This window comes from Streptomyces sp. YKOK-I1, assembly GCF_054660435.1.
In genome coordinates this window covers 6,759,757-6,777,503 of sequence record NZ_BAAGDR010000001.1, presented here as the reverse complement: position 1 = coordinate 6,777,503, position 17,747 = coordinate 6,759,757, and the positions used below count along the sequence as shown (strand labels likewise).

At 71.8% G+C, this 17,747-nt stretch carries 14 protein-coding genes and 1 pseudogene; 4 read left to right on the top strand and 11 right to left on the bottom strand.

Going from position 1 to position 17,747, the window contains the following annotated elements:
- The 4 genes from ACYQ8Q_RS30315 to ACYQ8Q_RS30300 all read right to left on the bottom strand — a co-directional run bounded on the left by ACYQ8Q_RS30315 (position 1) and on the right by ACYQ8Q_RS30300 (position 3,557).
- Positions 1-324: a hypothetical protein gene (locus ACYQ8Q_RS30315; protein ID WP_460069266.1), complete on the bottom strand. Its 324-nt coding sequence runs from the start codon at positions 322-324 to the stop codon at positions 1-3.
- Positions 321-689 carry a WhiB family transcriptional regulator gene (locus ACYQ8Q_RS30310; protein ID WP_055638270.1) on the bottom strand — a complete coding sequence of 123 codons (369 nt, stop codon included), beginning with the start codon at positions 687-689 and terminating at the stop codon, positions 321-323. The genes ACYQ8Q_RS30315 and ACYQ8Q_RS30310 overlap by 4 nt, the downstream gene beginning before the upstream one ends.
- A 164-nt stretch (positions 690-853) precedes the next feature.
- Positions 854-1,177 (bottom strand): hypothetical protein, encoded by a 324-nt coding sequence (locus ACYQ8Q_RS30305; protein ID WP_460069265.1) that lies wholly within the window; start codon positions 1,175-1,177, stop codon positions 854-856.
- Positions 1,178-1,322: 145 nt separating this feature from the next.
- Positions 1,323-3,557, bottom strand: a complete 2,235-nt coding sequence (locus ACYQ8Q_RS30300) for an ATP-dependent DNA helicase UvrD2 (protein ID WP_460069263.1) — start codon at positions 3,555-3,557, stop codon at positions 1,323-1,325.
- 203 nt (positions 3,558-3,760) lie between these two features.
- Between ACYQ8Q_RS30300 and ACYQ8Q_RS30295 the strand changes: the two genes are divergently transcribed.
- Positions 3,761-4,018: a mycoredoxin gene (locus ACYQ8Q_RS30295; RefSeq protein ID WP_460069262.1), complete on the top strand. Its 258-nt coding sequence runs from the start codon at positions 3,761-3,763 to the stop codon at positions 4,016-4,018.
- Positions 4,019-4,113: 95 nt separating this feature from the next.
- Here the strand turns inward: ACYQ8Q_RS30295 and ACYQ8Q_RS30290 are convergent, their stop codons facing one another.
- Both ACYQ8Q_RS30290 and ACYQ8Q_RS30285 read right to left on the bottom strand, forming a co-directional pair.
- Positions 4,114-4,911 (bottom strand): hypothetical protein, encoded by a 798-nt coding sequence (locus ACYQ8Q_RS30290; protein WP_460069259.1) that lies wholly within the window; start codon positions 4,909-4,911, stop codon positions 4,114-4,116.
- 155 nt (positions 4,912-5,066) lie between these two features.
- Positions 5,067-5,297: a recombinase family protein gene (locus ACYQ8Q_RS30285; protein ID WP_460069257.1), complete on the bottom strand. Its 231-nt coding sequence runs from the start codon at positions 5,295-5,297 to the stop codon at positions 5,067-5,069.
- A gap of 144 nt (positions 5,298-5,441) precedes the next feature.
- Here ACYQ8Q_RS30285 and ACYQ8Q_RS30280 point away from each other — a divergent pair.
- Positions 5,442-6,509 (top strand): annotated as a pseudogene (locus ACYQ8Q_RS30280) (IS256 family transposase); the annotation flags it as partial.
- Between the two features lie 21 nt (positions 6,510-6,530).
- Positions 6,531-7,049 carry an NUDIX domain-containing protein gene (locus ACYQ8Q_RS30275; protein ID WP_460069254.1) on the top strand — a complete coding sequence of 173 codons (519 nt, stop codon included), beginning with the start codon at positions 6,531-6,533 and terminating at the stop codon, positions 7,047-7,049.
- A gap of 302 nt (positions 7,050-7,351) precedes the next feature.
- Here the strand turns inward: ACYQ8Q_RS30275 and ACYQ8Q_RS30270 are convergent, their stop codons facing one another.
- A complete protein-coding gene (locus tag ACYQ8Q_RS30270; RefSeq protein ID WP_460069251.1) occupies positions 7,352-7,540 on the bottom strand; it encodes a hypothetical protein in 189 nt (62 codons plus the stop codon).
- A 196-nt stretch (positions 7,541-7,736) separates the two neighbouring features.
- On the opposite strand from ACYQ8Q_RS30270, the gene ACYQ8Q_RS30265 reads away from it, so the two are divergent.
- Positions 7,737-7,910, top strand: a complete 174-nt coding sequence (locus ACYQ8Q_RS30265; RefSeq protein ID WP_460069249.1) for a hypothetical protein — start codon at positions 7,737-7,739, stop codon at positions 7,908-7,910.
- 221 nt (positions 7,911-8,131) lie between these two features.
- On the opposite strand, the gene nudC is transcribed toward ACYQ8Q_RS30265, so the two are convergent.
- From nudC to ACYQ8Q_RS30245, 4 genes are all read right to left on the bottom strand, one after another.
- Complete coding sequence (gene nudC / locus ACYQ8Q_RS30260) at positions 8,132-9,076, bottom strand: NAD(+) diphosphatase (protein WP_460069247.1); 945 nt, start codon at positions 9,074-9,076, stop codon at positions 8,132-8,134.
- Between the two features lie 150 nt (positions 9,077-9,226).
- On the bottom strand, positions 9,227-10,639 hold the full coding sequence (locus ACYQ8Q_RS30255) for a dipeptidase (RefSeq protein ID WP_460069246.1): 1,413 nt from the start codon (positions 10,637-10,639) through the stop codon (positions 9,227-9,229).
- A 10-nt stretch (positions 10,640-10,649) separates the two neighbouring features.
- Positions 10,650-14,168, bottom strand: coding sequence for an ATP-dependent helicase (locus ACYQ8Q_RS30250; protein WP_460069244.1), 3,519 nt, complete (start codon positions 14,166-14,168; stop codon positions 10,650-10,652).
- A gap of 44 nt (positions 14,169-14,212) precedes the next feature.
- The gene (locus ACYQ8Q_RS30245; RefSeq protein WP_460069241.1) at positions 14,213-17,614 is read right to left on the bottom strand and encodes an ATP-dependent helicase; all 3,402 of its coding nucleotides are present in this window, start codon (positions 17,612-17,614) and stop codon (positions 14,213-14,215) included.
- Positions 17,615-17,747: the final 133 nt, after the last annotated feature.

Genomic DNA, 17,747 nt, shown 5'->3' with positions numbered 1-17,747 from the left:
TTACTGCATCACGGCGATGGCGAGCGCCCGGCGGGCACGCAGCGAGGCGCGCTCGGCCCTGCGCTGCATCCGGCGGGCGGCCGCCAGGCGCACGGCCAGGCGGTCACGCTCGGCCTCGTGCAGTCGCTCGTGCATATGCGCACGGGCCAGGGCTTCTGGGATGAGTTGCATCTCTCGGGTCCTGTTCTGACGCGAGTCGATCGCGCCGGTGGTGGTGACGTCTTCGGTCGCGGAGCCTTCGGGCTCGCTGGTGAACGGCTTCATCGGGGCCTGCTTCTGGGGGTCTTGCGTGAGGGGGCGGTCGATCGTTCCTGCGGTGTTCATGCCGTGACCGGGTTCTTGCGCGGGCGACCACGCGGCCGCTTCCGGGCGACGACGACACCCTGCACGAACAGCTCGCCACCCCAGACGCCCCAGGGCTCACGCCGCTCCTTGGCGCCGGCGAGGCAGGCCTCGATCAGCGGGCAGGTGCGGCAGAGGGACTTGGCGTACTCGACATCGGCCGGCGACTCGGCGAAGAAGACCTCCGGGTCGTAGGAGCGGCAGGGGACGGGTACGCCGAGGTTCTCGATGGCGTCGTCGAGCGCGGTGAGCGCGGTGAGCGGGGTCAAGGTGGAGTCCTCCGTGAGGCCGGGCGGGGAGATCGTTTCGGAAGGCGGTACGGACGTGGCGTGCGCTTCGAGTTGCACGGTTTCGTCTTCCTCGTCTGTCGGTCCGGCCCTGTTGGGCCGGGTGTCGGCGTTTCTGGTCCCGAGGCCCCTTCGCCCGCCCGTCCCCGGTACGGGGACAAACAGAAGGGCCGCGGATCCCGGTTGGGGTTCCGCGGCCCTGAAGGCGCCGGCCTGATCGACGATCAGGCTGGATCACTCCAGGGTTCTGGCCCACGGAAGGCCCACATCAGGTCGTGCTGCGTCGTCTGCTTCCGGAATCCGGCACCGGTCGCCGCAAAGGCATAGGCATGTGCCTGTCCCTTTACTGCTTCCAGTGCCTCGGTCGGTCGCTCATTGCGCTCACGGACGGGAAGGCCCGCGGGAGCAACGGAGGAGGAGACCGGCCGGCCGGCACGAATACCGGACAGACCGGTGCCCAGGGTCGAGGCGCCGAGCATGCACGTGGAGACGACCGAGCGATCGGTCAGTTTGGCAGTGCTGACAGAGCTGCTGTTGATGATGATCACTGGAATCGCCTCCTCTCGGCGTCTCGGGGGACCAGGCGCGAGCCCAGTCCAACGGATATGTAAGTAGAGCACGGAATCAGGGCCTCGGAGAAGGCCGCCGCTTCCGTGTCTAAGAACCTATGGGGATTGCTGGGGCATGCGCAAACTATTTTTTCGACGAGTTCGCATCGTCTCCGCGCCAGTCCGCTCCCTCGTCGTCCTCAAGGGGTTGGCCTGCGCAGATGGCCAGCACATCGGCCCCGTAGCGGTTGAGCTTGCGGACGCCGACCCCGGGGATCCGCGCGAGCTCGCCCGCCTCGCCGGGAACGGCCTCGGCGATGGCCATCAGCGTCTTGTCGGTGAAGACGCAGAACGCGGGCTGCCCGCCTCGGCTGGCCTGACGCGCGCGCCACTCCCGCAACCGCTCGTAGACCCCCTCGTCCATGTCGGAGGGGCAGCCCTCGCAGCGCATCAGCTTCATCTCGCCGGCGTCGGTGAGGGTCCGCCCGCAGACCCGGCAGCGGGCGGGGGTGCGCCGGGCCCGGCGGGGCGCCGCCGCCGGGCCCGCGCCGACGGTGCCGAAGCCGCGCTCGATGCCGCCCGAGGCGCCGCCGGCCCTGGCGGCTCCCGCGCCGGAGCCGGGGCGCAGTCCGTCGAGGAAGCGGCTCGGGCGGCGGCTGGGCCGACCGCCCGGTGAGCGGGAGAGCGCCCAGGACACGTGCAGGCGCTGACGGGCACGGGTGACGCCGACGTAGAGGAGGCGGCGCTCCTCCTCGATCTGCTCGTCGGTCCGGGCGTAGGTGATCGGCATCATGCCCTCGGCGACGCCGACCAGGAAGACGACGTCCCACTCCAGGCCCTTGGCCGAGTGCAGGGAGGCGAGGGTGACGCCCTGGACGGTCGGGGCGTGCTGGGCGCCCGCCCGCTCGTCGAGTTCGGCGACCAGGTCGGCGAGGGTGGCGCCGGGCCGGGCGGCCTCGAAGTCCTGGGCGAGGTTGACCAGCGCGGCCAGCGACTCCCAGCGCTCTCTGACGGCCCCGGAGCCTGCGGGGGGCTGTGGGGTCCAGCCTTCGCCGGAGAGGACGGCACGCACCTGCGAGGGCAGGTCGACGGTGTCCTCCAGGAGGGTGTCGTTGCGTCCGAAGCGGGCCGCTCCGCGCAGGGCGACCCCTGCCTTGCGCACCTCGGGCCGGTCGAAGAAGCGCTCGGCGCCGCGCAGTTGGTAGGGGACACCGAGGTCGGCGAGGGCCTGTTCGTACGTCTCGGACTGGGCGTTGGTGCGGAACAGGACGGCGATCTCGGCGGCCGGGACTCCGGCGGCGAGGAGGTCCCGGATGCGGCGGGCGGCGCCCTCGGCCTCGGCGGGCTCGTCGGTGTACTCGCTGTAGACGGGTTCGGGTCCGGGGGCGCGCTGGGAGATCAGTTCCAGCCGGTGGTCGGCGGCGCGGCCGCGGGCCTGGGAGAGCAGGCCGTTGGCGAGGTGGACGACCTGGGGGGTGGAGCGGTAGTCGCGGACCAGCTTGACGACGGTGGCACCGGGGTGTCGCGTGCGGAAGTCGAGGAGATGGTCGGGGGTGGCGCCGGTGAAGGAGTAGATCGTCTGGCTGGCGTCGCCGACGACGCAGAGGTCGTCCCGGTCACCGAGCCACAGCTCGAGCAGACGCTGCTGGAGGGGGCTGACGTCCTGGTACTCGTCGACGACGAAGTGCTGGTACTGGGCGCGGACCTGCTCGGCGATGTCGTGCCGGTCCTGGAGGACGGCGACGGTGAGCAGCAGGACGTCCTCGAAGTCGATGACTCCGCGGTCGCGCTTGAGGTCCTCGTAGGCGGCGTAGAGCTGGGCGATCTCGGCGGGGTCGCGGGGGGCCTCGCGGCCGGCCTTGGCGGCGGCGAGGGCGTAGTCGGCGGGGACGGTCTGGGTGACCTTGGACCACTCGATCTCCGCGGTGGCGTCCCGCAGCTCGCCGCGGTCGAGGCGGAGTCGGCAGGCGGCGGCCGCGTCGGCGACGAGCTGGATCTTGCGGTCGACGAGCCGGGGCAGCGAGCCACCGATCGCTTTCGGCCAGAAGTACTGGAGCTGACGCAGGGCGGCGGAGTGGAAGGTGCGGGCCTGGACACCCTGGGCGCCGAGCTGGCGGAGCCGGCCGCGCATCTCGCCGGCGGCACGGTTGGTGAAGGTGACGGCGAGCACGCTGGAGGGCTGGAGGATGCCGGCGCGGACGCCGTAGGCGATGCGGTGGGTGATCGCCCGGGTCTTGCCGGTGCCCGCTCCGGCCAGCACGCACACCGGCCCGTGCAGGGAGGTGGCCACCTCGCGCTGCTCGGGGTCGAGCCCTTCGAGCACCGCGTCGGCCGAGTCGGGGACCCGCGGGAAGAGGGGGGAGTGCGTTGCTGCTGTCACACCGCCATGCTGCCAGGTCGGCGGAGACGGGCGAGCCGGTTGTCCACAGGCGGGGCCTCGCAGTCGTACTAATGCGGTGGACGTCACGCCCAGGTGGTGCGCGGCGGGAAGGGCTGCGGGAGGGGTGCGGGAATGGTGGCGCTTTCAAGTACGTTCCTCCCTTACGACCGCCGTCCCCCACCCGCCGAAGGAGCACGAGAGACATGCTGGGCACTGTGACGATGTACAGCACCACGTGGTGCGGTTACTGCCAGCGGCTGAAGAAGCAGCTGGAGCGCGAGGGCATCGCGTACACCGAGATCAACATCGAGCAGGACCCGGAGTCCGCGGCGTTCGTGGAGAAGGCGAATGGCGGAAACCAGACGGTGCCGACTGTTCAGGTACTTCCCTCCAACGGTGGCGCTGAGGTCGTCATGACGAACCCGAGCCTTGCCCAGGTGAAGCAGGCGCTGGGCGCCTGACCCTTGCGATGCGCAACCCCCGACCAGCCTGACGCTGATCGGGGGTTTTGTGTGCCCAACAGAAGCTCTCAGCGCGTACTACCAAAACCGCAGGTTCAGAGCGTGAGCACAGGCCGCGTGGAGAAGTCCTCACAAAGGTCTTCACCGTCCGGGCCATACACGAACTCGACCATGAAGGGGTTGCGATGGGCGGTGGCCAGGGGCAGCCACGCAAGCATGTGGCCGTAGCCGCCGCACACCGACTCGCCACCGTCTCCGCCGTGGACCGCAATGGCTTCGCTCGTCAGCTCCGTACGGTAGGTGTCGTAGGCGATGCGCAGGCCGAAGGCGCTCAGCTGGTTCTGCGGGCCTGTGCGGTCCCCGTAGGGGATGCGGTCGAGGGGGCAGTCGTTCCCCCACCGAAACAGAGTTTCCGCCCCAGCTCCACAAGCGTGCTCCCACTCGTCGGGGCTCGGCATCCGCAGGCCACGAGCCGCGAGAACAGCCGGCATGTCAGCAGGCAACTCGGTCAGGTTCTCGTCCTCCACAGCCATGAGCACAGTGGCCAAGACGACGCTCCGGCGGGGGCTGAGCACCTGCGCGAGATGGGCCCGCAGGTCGGGTCCGTAGCCGAAGCCCTGTTCCAGGCTCTCGGCGTAGTCGGCAGTCTGCTGCGGGGTCGGTTGCCAGCTGTCCAGGTCGAAGCCGAGGGACACCAGCCCTCCGGGTATCAGAGCGAATTCCTGCTCGTTCCGCTCGATCCGGACGCGATGCAGCGGGGCACCGAGATGCTCCGTGGTCTCGATGAGGGTCACCCGGCCGTCCACCGTGCCGGCGGCCTCCTCGGCGACACGGCGTGCGGTAGGCAGTTCGAAGGACCGCCACTGGTCGAGAGTGAGATCAGCGAGAGGCATGGACCGCAGTGTTGCACGCAGGTCTGACACGGCTCGCGACCACCGCAGTCCGGAGCTGGGCCGGTCGCGAAAGCCTCAGAGAGCGCGAGCAGCGGACACCGGCGGCGGGCCGTCGCTGCCTTTCCTGATTCGGGATGCACCTGTGTACGCCTGCCTCAGGCGCTCTCGCCGAGGTGGCGGTACAGAGTGGCACGGGAGATCCCCAGCGCCTTGGCCGCGTCCAGTCCTGCACGGGTGCGCTCCTTGATGAGGCTGCGCTCAAACTCCGCCATGGCCCCGACCACCTGAAGCATAAGACGACCGTCGGCCGTACCGGGGTCGATGTTGGCCAGCGCACCCGTGAGCACCTTGAACCCGATGCCCCGCTCTCGAAGCGTGTCGACCATGGTGAGCAATGCTCAAGACCTGTGGATCGGGCTCGGGTTGGGATGCGAAAGGCGTACCTTCCCGAGTGATCGACTGATGGTCTCCGAGTAGACCGGCGTTCGCAGCGCCGGCCGGGAAGGCACGCCCGTGCTCAGCCACGTAAGGTCACCATCGCCGCCGGGCCGATCGAGGTCAAAAGCACCGCGCGTCAACGACAAGCGAATCGACGATGCCACAGGTGAGCGCAAGAGGTTCTCCTCGGCGATCCTGCCGCCCTGGGCACGGAAGTCTCCCAAGGTGAGCGAGGTCCTGCCGCTGCTCTACCTCCACGGCCCGTCGTCCGGCGACTTCGTGCCCGCACTCGAGCAGTTCCTCGGCTCCTCGGCGGGCCTGTCCCCGGGCACGGTCACCCGCCTGACCGCGCAGTGGCAGGCCGACCACACGGCCTTCAACGAGCGTGACCTTTCGACCAGCGATTACGTCTACGTCTGGGCCGACGGCATCCATCTGAAGATCCGCCTGGAGCAGGCCAAGGCCGCGGTCCTGGTGCTGATGGGCGTGCGCGCGGACGGCACCAAGGAGCTCATCGCCATGGCCGACGGCTACCGCGAATCGTCCGAGTCCTGGGCGAACCTGCTGCGCGATGCTGCACGACGCGGAATGCACGCGCCCGTCCTCGCGGTGGGCGGCGGCGCTCTCGGGTTCTGGAACGCGGTCAGCGAGGCGTTCCCCTCGACTCGCCATCAGAGGTGCTGGGTTCACAAGACCGCGAACGTGTTGGACAGCCTTCCGAAATCGGCCCAGCCTGCGGCGAAGAAGGCCCTCCAGGACATCTACAACGCCGAGGACCGCGACCACGCGGCCCAGGCCATCAAGGTGTTCGCCAAGCAGTACGGTGCGACGTTCCCCAAGGCCGTAAAGAAGATCACCGACGACGAGGACGAACTGCTGGCGTTCTACGACTTCCCCGCCGAGCACTGGATCCACCTGCGCACCACGAACCCCATCGAGTCCACCTTCGCGACCGTCCGCCTGCGTACCAAGGTCACCAAAGTGCCGGCTCCCGCGCGGCAGCCCTCGCCATGGTGTTCAAGCTCGTCGAGTCCGTCCAGGCCCGCTGGCGGGCCGTGAATGCACCCCACCTCGTCGCCCTGGTCCGTGCCGGAGCCCGCTTCGAACGTGGCCACCTTGTTGAACGGCCCGACGAGGTCCTCGTCCCCACAGCCGCTTGAACCGATCGCTGGAAGGGAACCATGAACGACATTGCCCGGAATGGCGCCTACTTCACCGCATTCATCAACGGTCAGGAATGGCGCGTTGCGTGGTATCCACCCCCTGACCCGCCGCCGGGTACGCCACACGGCGCGGAGGCGGTGTGCGTCGCCGGGGATCGGATCGTCGTGGTCAGCCCGGACGGACAGCGATGGGGCCTGCCCGGCGGTCGCCCCGAGCGGCATGAGCAGTGGATCGACACGATGCGCCGCGAGGTCAGTGAGGAAGCCTGCGCCGAGGTGATGGACTGCCGACTTCTCGGGTTCAGCCGGGGCGTCTGCGTGCGAGGCCCGGAGGAAGGGCTGGTGCTGGTCCGGTCGATGTGGCGAGCACAGGTGCGTCTGGCTCCGTGGGACCCACGATTCGAGATGGCCCACCGCCGTCTTCTGCCGGCGGAGGAGGCATTCCAGTCCCTGGCCATCCCCGACGGCCTCGGCCCCTTCTATCGCCGACTGTTCGCTGAAGCCGCCATCTCCCACGCCAACACGGACGACCTCTGACCACCAGATCACTCATGCGACAAACACACCGAGAGATCTTGATCCACAGATGTTGACTATTCCTCGTCGAACGGCCGACCCCATGGCAACGGCGAAGGGGGTGGGGGGATGCCCCCTGGAGGGGTCTTGCCCGACCGCCGAGTCTTACCGGCCAAGACTGCGCCACGGTTTCAGGATTGCTCTGGGCCAGCGCCACGGAAGCCTCGGCAGCAAAGCAGAACGGCCCCCATCCGAAGCGGGGGCCGTTCTCACGGGTGACAGCAACACCCTCCGTCTCACCAGGCACAACGCCGCGGCGAGGGTCACAGCAGCCCCAGCTTGGCCAGGTCGAAGTGCTCATCGGTCAAAGACTCGTACCCGTGCTCGGCCGCGTACGCGAGGATGCGCGCGAGAGGGGTGTCCGGGGCCGGTGGTTCGGTGGCCAGCTCGAAGCCGGTGACCTGAAGGGCGAACGCAAGGTCGTAGTCAGGTGCGCTGTCGGGGTTGCTCATCGCGCCAGCGTAGCGGGGATGGGTCCGTGTGCGGCCGCATTTTGACAGGCGCCTCACACGCGGTGACCTGCGTTTTTCCCTTCTACGCCCGGTACGTTGCGGGTCCCCGTGATGTGGGTGGGGCGGAAGCTGTCGCCGGAGAAGGGAAATCGAGATACGGGAACACGTGTGGCGTCGTGCGCTGGTGCGCTCTGTCATGAAGCCCGCAGAGAAGTTGGTCGGCGTCGCGATGGCGTTGTACGCAGACTACGAAACGAGCGAGAGCATGTCCCCGTCGAACGGGACGATCGCCAGGGAACTCGGCTACGGCGGGAAGGCTCCAGAGCAGACGGTCAACAGGATCGTTGGCAGGCCGCGAAGGGCTGACTGAAGACGAAGCGCGCAAGCAGCCAGCGACGGTGGGCCGTGTGAGCGGCCCCCAGCAGGAGGACAAAGGCGCTGGCTCTCTCATCAGGCGGACGCCGGAACCACCGTGGCTTCCCCTGCTCGCTGGGCTTCCTCGGCGCAGGTGAAGCAGAAGATCAGCGCGTAAGCGCGCAGGCGAACAGCAGGAGGGGGCGTCCCGGCCGGGACGCCCCCTCCTGCTGTCGATCAGACGAAGCTGCGCGTCGGCAGCGGCTTGCCGTACCAGAGCTCGATCAGACGGGCCGCGATGGAGATGCCGTACGGGGGCAGGACCTCGCCCGCCTCGAAGGCCGCGCTCAGCTCGTCGCGGGAGAACCACCGGGCCTCGTGGATCTCGTCGCCGTCGACGTCGATCGCGGTGGAGGTGGCGCGGGCCATGAAGCCCAGCATCAGACTGGACGGGAACGGCCAGGGCTGGCTGGCGATGTAGTCGACCTGGCCGACGCTGATGCCGGCCTCCTCGAACACCTCGCGGCGCACCGCCTGCTCGATGGACTCACCGGGCTCGACGAAGCCGGCCAGCGTCGAGAAGCGGCCCTCGGGCCAGTGGACCTGTCGGCCGAGGAGGATGCGGTCGTCCTCGTCGGTGACGGCCATGATCACCGCGGGGTCGGTGCGCGGGTAGTGCTCGGCGCCGCAGGCGGGGCAGCGGCGGATGTGTCCGGCCGCGGCGATGACCGTGCGCTCACCGCAGCGGGAGCAGAAGCGGTGGGTGCGCTGCCAGTTCTCCAGACCGACGGCGTGCACCATCAGGCCCACGTCCCGGGGCGACAGCAGCAGCCCGGCCTCACGCAGTCCGGCCGGGCGGGCGGACTGGTCGATCCGGCCGGGCAGGGCGTCCTTCTGGAGGGCGAAGTAGCTGACGCCCTCCTCGTCGGTGCCCAGGAAGTAGCGGTGCGCCTCGGTGAGAGGGGCCTCGAAGGACGGCGTCATGACGAGCTCGGTCCGGCCGTCCGGCGTCTCGTCGATGAGGACCTGACCGCCTGAGACCACGAAACAGCGCGTCGTGGGGTGGCTCCACGCGGCGGCGAGCCAGGCCTCGTCGAGCCGGTGATGGGCGGCCCGGTCGATGCCGCTCGGCGCGGTGAGCGAGATGGGCCTGTCGGCGTTCTGGTCGGTCCAGGTGGTCACGGGTGCTTCCAACTCCCCCGGTGGAACGGTTGATTCGGCGGGCGGTTCAGCGGAACGTGCGGGTGGGGGCTGTCGGGTCCGGTGCGGCGCCGCGATGCGGCCTTTCCCGTGTGCGCCGCGCGCAAACCCGCTCCGGGCCGAGCGGGGCCGTCAGGGCGCACGGCGCCAGTTCCCGGCCAGGTCGCCCCAGAGGTACGCGGTGGTCTCGACGCCCTTGAGGAGAAGGTCCAGCTCGACCTTCTCGTTCGGCGCGTGCCAGCCGTCCGAAGGGACGGAGATGCCGAGGAAGAGCACGGGGGCGCCGAGGACCTCCTGGAGGTCGGCGGCGGGTCCGGAGCCGCCCTCGCGGGTGAAGCGGACGGGCCCTTCGAAGGCGCGGCCCATGGCGCGGACCACGGACTGCAGGGCGGGGTGGTCGAGCGGGGTCAGACACGGGCGCGTGGCGGGGCTGAACGCGATCTCGTGGCGGATCCCGGCGGGGATCCGCTCGTCGGCCCAGGCGCGGACGGCCTTCTCGATCTGGTCGGGGTCCTGGCCCGCGACCAGCCGGAAGGACAGCTTCACGAAGGCGGAGGACGGGACGATCGTCTTGCTGCCGGGGCCCTGGTAGCCGCCTCCGATGCCGTTGACCTCGGCGGTCGGGCGGGCCCAGACGCGCTCCAGCGTGGTGTGCCCGGCCTCGCCGTGGGCGGCGTGCGACTTGGCGGTGCGCAGCCACTGCTGCTCGTCGAAGGGCAGCTCGGCGAAGAGGTCGCGTTCGCGGTCGGTGAGCTCGACGATGCCGTCGTAGAAGCCGGGGACGGCCACCCGCGCGTGCTCGTCGTGGAGGGCGGCGACGAGGCGGGCGGCCTCGGTGGCCGGGTTGGGGACGGCGCCGCCGAAGGAGCCCGAGTGGATGTCCTGGTCGGGGCCGAAGAGGCGGATCTCGCACTCGGCGAGGCCGCGCATGCCCGTGCAGACCGTGGGGGTGTCGGCGGACCACATGCCGGTGTCGGAGACGATCACGGCGTCCGCGGCGAGCCGCTCGGCGTGCGTCTCGACGAGGGCGCGGAAGTTCGGGGAGCTGGACTCCTCCTCGCCCTCGATCAGCAGCTTGAGGTGGACGGCCGGCACGGTGCGGCCGGTGGCAGCGAGATGGGCGCGCACGCCGAGGGTGTGGAAGAACACCTGGCCCTTGTCGTCGGCGGCCCCGCGCGCGTAGAGGCGGTTTCCGCGGACGACGGGCTCGAACGGGTCGCTGTCCCAGCCGTCCTCACGGGCGGCGGGCTGCACGTCGTGGTGGCCGTAGACCAGGACGGTGGGGGCCTCGGGGTCGTCCGAGGGCCACTCGGCGTACACGGCGGGGGCGCCGGGCGTCGGCCAGACCTCGACGGTCGGGAAGCCGGTCTCCGTCAACTTCGCGGCGAGCCAGTCCGCGCTGCGTCGTACGTCGGGGGCGTGGTCGGGCTGCGCGGACACCGAGGGGATGCGCAGCCACTCGGCGAGGTCGTCGAGGAAGGCGGCGCGGTGCTGCTCGATGTACGTGCGGACGGCGCTGACGGCACTGTCAACGGGATGGCTCATGGTCACGAGCCTATCGGCCCGCGCCGACATCCTCGCCGGGCGGTTGCGCACGCTTTCCCCGCCCTTGGGGTGGCTCGTGATCCTCCGCGGGGGCTTCCTCGCCCGTCAACAGGCGCTCCAGGGCGGCACGATCGGGCAGGTTACGGGGTCGTACGACCTCGCCGGTGCGGACATAGAGGAACACCGCTGTGACGGATTCCACGGGCACCCCCTGCTGTTCGGCCCAGGCGAGCCGGTAGAGCGCGAGCTGGAGGGGGTCGGCGGTGCGGGCGCGGTGGGTCTTCCAGTCGACGATCTCGTACGTCGTCGTCCCGCCGTCGTCCTGCCGGTAGACGGCGTCGATACGGCCCCGTACGACGCGGCCGGCGAGGGCGAGCTGGAAAGGGGCCTCGACGCTGTGGGGGGTGCGCCGGGCGTACTCGGTGCGCTCGAAGGCCTCCTTGAGGTCCTCCAGGTCGCGTTCGTCGGCGATCTCGGCGTCGGCGCCGGGCAGCTCGTCGGGTTCCAGGAGGGGAAGCGTCAACGTCTCGAAGCGGGCTTCCACCCATGCGTGGAACCGGGTGCCACGGCGCGCGGCCGGTTGCGGGGGGCGCGGCATGGGGCGTGCGAGTTCCTGCGCGAGACCGTCCGGGTCGGCGGCCAGGCGCAGCACCTGCGAGGCGGTGAGCGTCGTCGGGAGGGGTACGTCCGTGACGCTCCGGCGGGTGCGCAGCAGCTCACCGGCGAGCGCGTCGAGATCACGGTCCCAGGAGGCGACCGCGCGGGCCTCCTCGGGGGTCAGGGAACCCCGCCGCGCGCGTGCCGGAGGGGGACGTACGGCAGGGGGCTCCGGGGCGCGGGCCTGGTGAGGGACGGCGAGGCGGGCCGGGGCGGGGGCGGGGCCGTAGGGATCGTCGTCGAACGGATCGGCCTCGTCGTAGGGCGGCTCGTCCTCTTCGGGGGGCGGCGGCCAGTCCGGGTCGTCGTAGGTGTCGGGGTCGTGCGTGACGGTCGGCCGTACGTCGTCCTGGGCGTCCTGGGCGTCCTGGGCGGCGAGGTCGTCCAGGTGGGCGCGGACGGTGTCGGCGGCGGCGCGGCGGCGGGCGAGCGCGTTCGCGTCCAGGGGGAGCGGCCAGGCCTGGTCGGCCGTGGCGCGGTGCAGGGCGGGGTTCTCCGCGTCCTCCTCCGGCTCGTCGGCCCAGGCCTCGATCTCGCCGTACCCGGCGACGCAGTGGTCGTACAGGGCCCGCAGGAAGTCGGAGGGGCCGCGGGGCTTCTTCTGGCTGGGGCCCCACCAGTGACCGGAGCCCAGGAGCAGGGAGCGGGGGCGGGTGAAGGTGACGTAGCCGAGGCGGAGCTCCTCGGTGTGCTGGTGGTCCTTCATGGCCTCGTGGAAGGCCTTCATGCCCCGGGAGTCCCAGGACTCGATGTCGGGGAGGGTGTCGGCGTCTCCGCGCAGGGCGTGCGGCAGCACCTTGGCCTGGGCGGTCCACTTCTCGCGGCCCTGGCCGCTGGGGAAGGTGCCGGTGACCAGGCCGGGGACGGCCACGACGTCCCACTCCAGGCCCTTGGACTTGTGGGCGGTGAGCACCTTGACGGTGTTCTCGCCGCCGGGGAGCGCGTTGTCGAGGCCCTTCTCGTACTGGGCGGAGGTGCGCAGGAAGCCGAGGAAGGCGAGCAGGCTCGCCTCGCTCTCGCCGGCGGCGAAGGAGGCGGCGACGTCGAGGAAGTTCGACAGGGTCTCGCGGCGGCGGGCGGCCAGCGCGTGCGGGGAGGCCGACAGCTCGACCTCGAGGCCGGTGACGGCGAGGACGCGGTGCAGGACGTCCATCAGCGGGTCGGCGAGGGAGCGGCGCAGGTCGCGCAGTTCGGTGGCGAGGCGGGCGAAACGCACGCGCGCGTCCGGCGAGAACGGCAGCCTGTCGTCCTGGCCGCCCTCCAGGGGTGTCTCCAGGAAGGTGTCGAGGGCGTCCGCGAGGGAGATCACCTCGGACGGGTCGACGCCTTCGACGGCCTCGGCGAGGCGGCGGTCCGGGTCGTCGCCGTCGTCCCCGCGCGTGTGGGCGACGAGCAGCCGTGCCCGCCGGCCGAGGAGGGCGAGGTCGCGGGGGCCGATGCGCCAGCGCGGGCCGGTGAGCAGCCGGACCAGGGAGGCGTTGGCGCCGGGGTCCTGGAGCACCTCGCAGACGGCGACGAGGTCGGCGACCTCGGGCAGGTGCAGCAGTCCGGAGAGGCCGACGACCTCCACGGGCACGTCCCTCGCGACGAGGGCGCCCTGGATCTCCGCGAAGTCGGTGGCCGTACGGCACAGGACGGCGATCTCGCCCGGTGCGGTGCCGGTGCGGACCAGGTGGGCGACGGAGTCGGCGATCCAGTCGATCTCCTCGGCGTGGGTGGCCAGGAGCGCGCACCGGACCAGGCCGTCGCGTTCGGCTCCGGGGGCCGGGCGCAGGGCCTCCACGCCCGCGTGCAGGGCGCGCAGGGGGGCGGCGAGGCCGTTGGCGAGGTCGAGGAGGCGGCCGCCGCTGCGGCGGTTCTCGCTGAGGGCCTGGCGGGTGGCGGGCCGGCCGTCGGCGTGGGCGAAGTGCTCGGGGAAGTCGTCGAGGTTGGCGACGGAGGCGCCGCGCCAGCCGTAGATGGCCTGGCAGGGGTCGCCGACGGCGGTCACCGGGTGTCCGGTGCCGCCGCCGAACAGTCCGGCCAGGAGGATGCGCTGGGCGACGGAGGTGTCCTGGTACTCGTCGAGGAGGACCACGCGGAACTCGTCCCGCAGGATCCGGCCCACCTCGGGGACCTGGGCGAGCTGTGCCGCGAGGGCGATCTGGTCGCCGAAGTCCAGCAGGTCGCGGTGGCGTTTGGCCGCGCGGTAGCGGACCACCAGGCCGGCCAGCTCGCGCCGGGCGGCGGCGGCCTCGGGCACCTTGCGCAGATCGGCGTTGCTGAGCCTCGCGCCCTCCAGGGTGCCCAGCAGTCCGGCGTCCCAGGTGCGGAGCTCGTCGGGGCCCACGAGGTGTTCGGCCAGCTCGGAGTCGAGGGCGAGGAGGTCACTGACCAGGTCGGCGAAGGAGCGGGTGAGCGACGGATAGGGGCCGGGGGCCTCGCGCAGGACACGCGCGGCGAGCTGGTAGCGGGTGGCGTCGGCGAGCAGGCGGGAGGTCGGCTCCAGGCCGATGCGCAGGCCATGGTCGGTCAGCAGCCGGCCCGCGAAGGCGTGGTAGGTGGAGATCACCGGCTCGCCCGGCGGGTTGTCGGGGTCGATGACGTCGGGGTCGGTGACGCCCGCCTTGACCAGCGCCTTGCGGACCCGCTCGGCGAGTTCGCCGGCTGCCTTGTTGGTGAAGGTCAGGCCGAGGACCTGTTCGGGGGCGACCTGGCCGGTGCCGACCAGCCAGACCACGCGGGCGGCCATCACCGTCGTCTTGCCCGACCCGGCTCCGGCCACGATCACCTGCGGGGCGGGCGGCGCGGTGATGCAGGCCGTCTGCTCCGGGGTGAAGGGGATCCCGAGGAGCTCCTTGAGCTGCTCGGGATCGGTGATGCGGGCGGGCATGGAAAGAGGCTAACGGGGGGCACCGACAATCGATGACACACCGCTCACTCCACCACGTGACGCCCTTCGGGCTGAGAGCTGCAGGACGCCTTGAAGGCGCAGTGCTTGCAGTGATCGCCGGCAGTCGGCGTGAAGCGCTCGTCGAGCACCTTGCCGGCCGCGGTGGCGAGCAGGTCGCCGACCCACTCCCCCTCCAGCGGCTCTTGCGCCTGCACCTTGGGCAGGGCCTCGCCTCCGTCCCGCTGGGCGGCGCCCTGGCGGAGTTGGACGAGCTCGGCGCCGCCGGGCTCCGGCCGCACACCGTCGAACGAGTCGTCCACGGCGCCCTCACGGACGGCCAGCTGGTAGACGGCGAGCTGCGGGTGGCGGGCCACTTCCGCCCCCGACACCTTGCCCTTGCCCGTCTTGAAGTCGACGACATAGGCGCGGCCCTCGCCGTCCGCCTCCACGCGGTCCATCTGACCGCGGATGCGCACCTCGTAGTCGCCCGCTTCGAGGGTGACGTCGAAGTCGTGCTCGCTGGCGACGGGCGTGCGCCCCGCGCGGTCGCCCACATGCCACTGGAGGAAGCGTTCGAGCGCCACGCGCGCGTTGCTCTTCTCCTGCTCCGACTTCCAGGGCGCGTCGAAGGCGAGCGCGTTCCACACGGAGTCGAGGCGCTCCATGAGGACGTCGAGGTCGGCCGGGGTGTGCCCGGAGGCGACCTCGTCGGCGAGGACGTGCACGACGTTGCCGAAGCCCTGGGCGGCGGTGGCGGGCGCGTCGGCCTTCACCTCGCGGCCCAGGAACCACTGGAGGGCGCAGGTGTTGGCGAGCTGGTCGAGGGCGCTGCCGGAGAGCACGACGGGCTGGTCCCGGTCCCGCAGCGGCACCCTGCTCTCGGTCGGCTCGAACATGCCCCACCAGCGGTAGGGGTGCGCCGAGGGCACCAGCGGGCGGCCGTCCTCGTCGGCGAGCGCGGCCAGGCGCGCGAGGCGGCGGGCGGCGGCCTCGCGGAGGGCGGCGGAGGCGCGGGGGTCGACCGTCGTGGCGCGCAGTTCGGCGACGAGCGCGGCGACGGACAGGGGCCGGCGCGGGCGGCCGCTGACGTCCCGGGGTTCCACGCCGAGTTCGGTGAGGAAGCGGGAGGGCTGGTCGCCGTCGTCGGCGGGTGCCTTGACGGCGGTGACGACGAGCCGGTCACGCGCGCGTGTGGCGGCGACGTAGAACAGCCTGCGTTCCTCGGCGAGCAGTGCGCCCGGGGTGAGCGGCTCGGCGAGTCCGTCGCGGCCGATGCGGTCGGCCTCCAGGAGGGAGCCACGGCGGCGCAGGTCCGGCCACAGGCCTTCCTGGACGCCGGCGACGACGACCAGGCGCCACTCCAGGCCCTTGGCGCGGTGGGCGGTCATCAGCCGGACGGCGTCGGGGCGTACCGCTCGGCGGGTGAGGGTGTCGGCGGCTATGTCCTCGGCCTCGATCTCGGCGAGGAAGTTCAGGGCGCCGCGGCCGCCGGTGCGTTCCTCCGCGCGTGCGGCGGTGGCGAACAGCGCGCACACGGCGTCCAGGTCGCGGTCGGCGTTGCGTCCGGCCGCGCCGCCGCGGCGGGCGGACCGTTCCAGCCGGGTGGGCCAGGGGGTTCCCTCCCAGAGGTCCCACAGCGCCTCCTCGGCCGTACCGCCGCGGGCGAGGCGCTCGCGGGCCGTGGCGAGCAGCGCGCCGAGGCGCTGGGCGCCGCGCGCGTACACCGGGTCGTGGGTGACCAGGCGTTCCGGTTCGGCGAGGGCGCGGGTGAGCAGGTCGTCGGAGGGCGGCGGCAGCGGGTTGCCCGCGGCGCGCTCCTCCTCGCGCAGGGCGCGTCCCAGGCGACGCAGATCGGCGGCGTCCATGCCGGCGAGCGGGGAGGCGAGGAGGGTGAGGGCGGTCTCGGTGTCGAGCCAGCAGGGGGCGCCTTCCCGAACGCCGTCGGGGCCGTCGGTTCCGTCGAGGCCGTCGGTTCCGTCGGTTCCGTCGAGGCCGTGATGGCCGTCGGTGTCTTCCTCGCCGGCTTCCTCGCCATCCACCTCGCCCAGGGAGACCTCCGCGGTCGCCACCGCCCGCAGGGCCGTCAGCAGGGGGGCCACCGCGGGTTCGTGGCGCAGGGGGAGGTCGTCGCCGTCGATGTCGAGGGGGACGCCGGCCGCCGTGAGGGCCCGGCGGACCGTGGGGATCGTGCGGGAGCCCGCGCGGACCAGGACGGCCATCTCGCCCCAGGGCACGCCGTCCTCCAGATGGGCGCGGCGCAGGATGTCGGCGACGTTGTCCAGCTCGGTGCCGGGGGTCGGATACGTGTAGACCTCGACACGGCCGCCCTCGCGCGCGGGGACGAGTTCGCGGTGGGCGCGGACCTTCTCCGCCGGAAGTCGGGTCAGGGGCATGCGCCCGGTCAGCAGCCGGGTGGCGGCGAGCAGGGCGGCGCCGGAGCGGCGGGAGGTGCGCAGGACCTCGACGGGGGCCGGGCGGCCGTCGGAGCGGGGGAAGACGTCCGGGAAGTCCAGGATGCCGTTCACATCGGCACCCCGGAAGGTGTAGATCGACTGGTCGGGGTCGCCGAGGGCGACAAGGGTGCGGCCGCCGCCCGCGAGGGCGTGCAGCAGCCGTACCTGGGCCGGGTCGGTGTCCTGGTACTCGTCGACGTACACGGCGTCGTACTGCGCGGCCAGCCGTCCGGCGTTCTCGGGGCGGTGGGCGAGGAGGACCGCGCGGTGGACGAGTTCGGCGTAGTCGATGACGCCGTGCAGGTCGAGGACGTCGAGGTACTCGGCGAGGAACGCTGCGGCGGCCCGCCAGTCGGGGCGGCCGATGCGGGTGGCGAAGGCGTCCAGGGCGTCGGGGCCGAGACCGAGTTCCCGGCTCCGGGCGAGCACCGCGCGGACCTCGTCGGCGAACCCGCGCGTGGTGAGGCAGGCGCGCAGTTCGTCCGGCCAGCGGACGTGTGCGAGGCCGAGCCGCTGGAGGTCGAGCTGGCCGGCGAGCAGCTCACGGACGGCCACGTCCTGCTCGGGGCCGGACAGCAGCCGCAGCGGCTCGGAGAACAGCTCGCCGTCCTGGTGGGCGCGGACCAGGGCGTAGCAGTACGAGTGGAAGGTGGTCGCCCGGGGTGCGCGGGCGGCGCCCATGCGCAGCGCCATCCGGTCGCGCAGCTCCACGGCCGCCTTGCGGCTGAAGGTCAGCACCAGCACGCGCGCGGGGTCGCCGCCGCGGGCGATGCGGGCCGCCACGGACTCCACGAGGGTGGTGGTCTTGCCGGTGCCCGGGCCGGCGAGGACGAGCAGCGGCCCGGTGGCATGGTCAACCACGGAGCGCTGTGCGGCGTCCAGACGAGGGGGGGCGGTCCGGGCGGGCGGGGTTCGGACCAGTCGGTAAGCGCCACGGTTCCCCTGTCGCCCCTGGGGGTGCGACAGGCGCCTGGTGGAGGAAGAGGAGCTCACGTGGTTCGCCGGTCCTGGTGGGTGTGCTGGGTGATCGAGGGCCGCATTCTCCGCCCCGCGCCCCTCGAACGTACGCCATGCCACCGACGTGCCCGGTTTTCCTGTTTTCCCCCGTACGGGCCACAGGGTCCCC

Excerpts from the sequence above, each read along its gene's own strand:
- ACYQ8Q_RS30315 (WP_460069266.1), bottom strand. The coding sequence starts at position 324 with ATGAACACCGCAGGAACGATCGACCGCCCCCTCACGCAAGACCCCCAG.
- ACYQ8Q_RS30295 (WP_460069262.1), top strand. The coding sequence starts at position 3,761 with ATGCTGGGCACTGTGACGATGTACAGCACCACGTGGTGCGGTTACTGC.
- ACYQ8Q_RS30290 (WP_460069259.1), bottom strand. The coding sequence starts at position 4,911 with ATGCCTCTCGCTGATCTCACTCTCGACCAGTGGCGGTCCTTCGAACTG.
- ACYQ8Q_RS30285 (WP_460069257.1), bottom strand. The coding sequence starts at position 5,297 with ATGGTCGACACGCTTCGAGAGCGGGGCATCGGGTTCAAGGTGCTCACG.
- ACYQ8Q_RS30275 (WP_460069254.1), top strand. The coding sequence starts at position 6,531 with ATGAACGACATTGCCCGGAATGGCGCCTACTTCACCGCATTCATCAAC.
- ACYQ8Q_RS30270 (WP_460069251.1), bottom strand. The coding sequence starts at position 7,540 with ATGAGCAACCCCGACAGCGCACCTGACTACGACCTTGCGTTCGCCCTT.
- ACYQ8Q_RS30265 (WP_460069249.1), top strand. The coding sequence starts at position 7,737 with ATGAAGCCCGCAGAGAAGTTGGTCGGCGTCGCGATGGCGTTGTACGCA.
- ACYQ8Q_RS30255 (WP_460069246.1), bottom strand. The coding sequence starts at position 10,639 with ATGAGCCATCCCGTTGACAGTGCCGTCAGCGCCGTCCGCACGTACATC.
- ACYQ8Q_RS30250 (WP_460069244.1), bottom strand. The coding sequence starts at position 14,168 with ATGCCCGCCCGCATCACCGATCCCGAGCAGCTCAAGGAGCTCCTCGGG.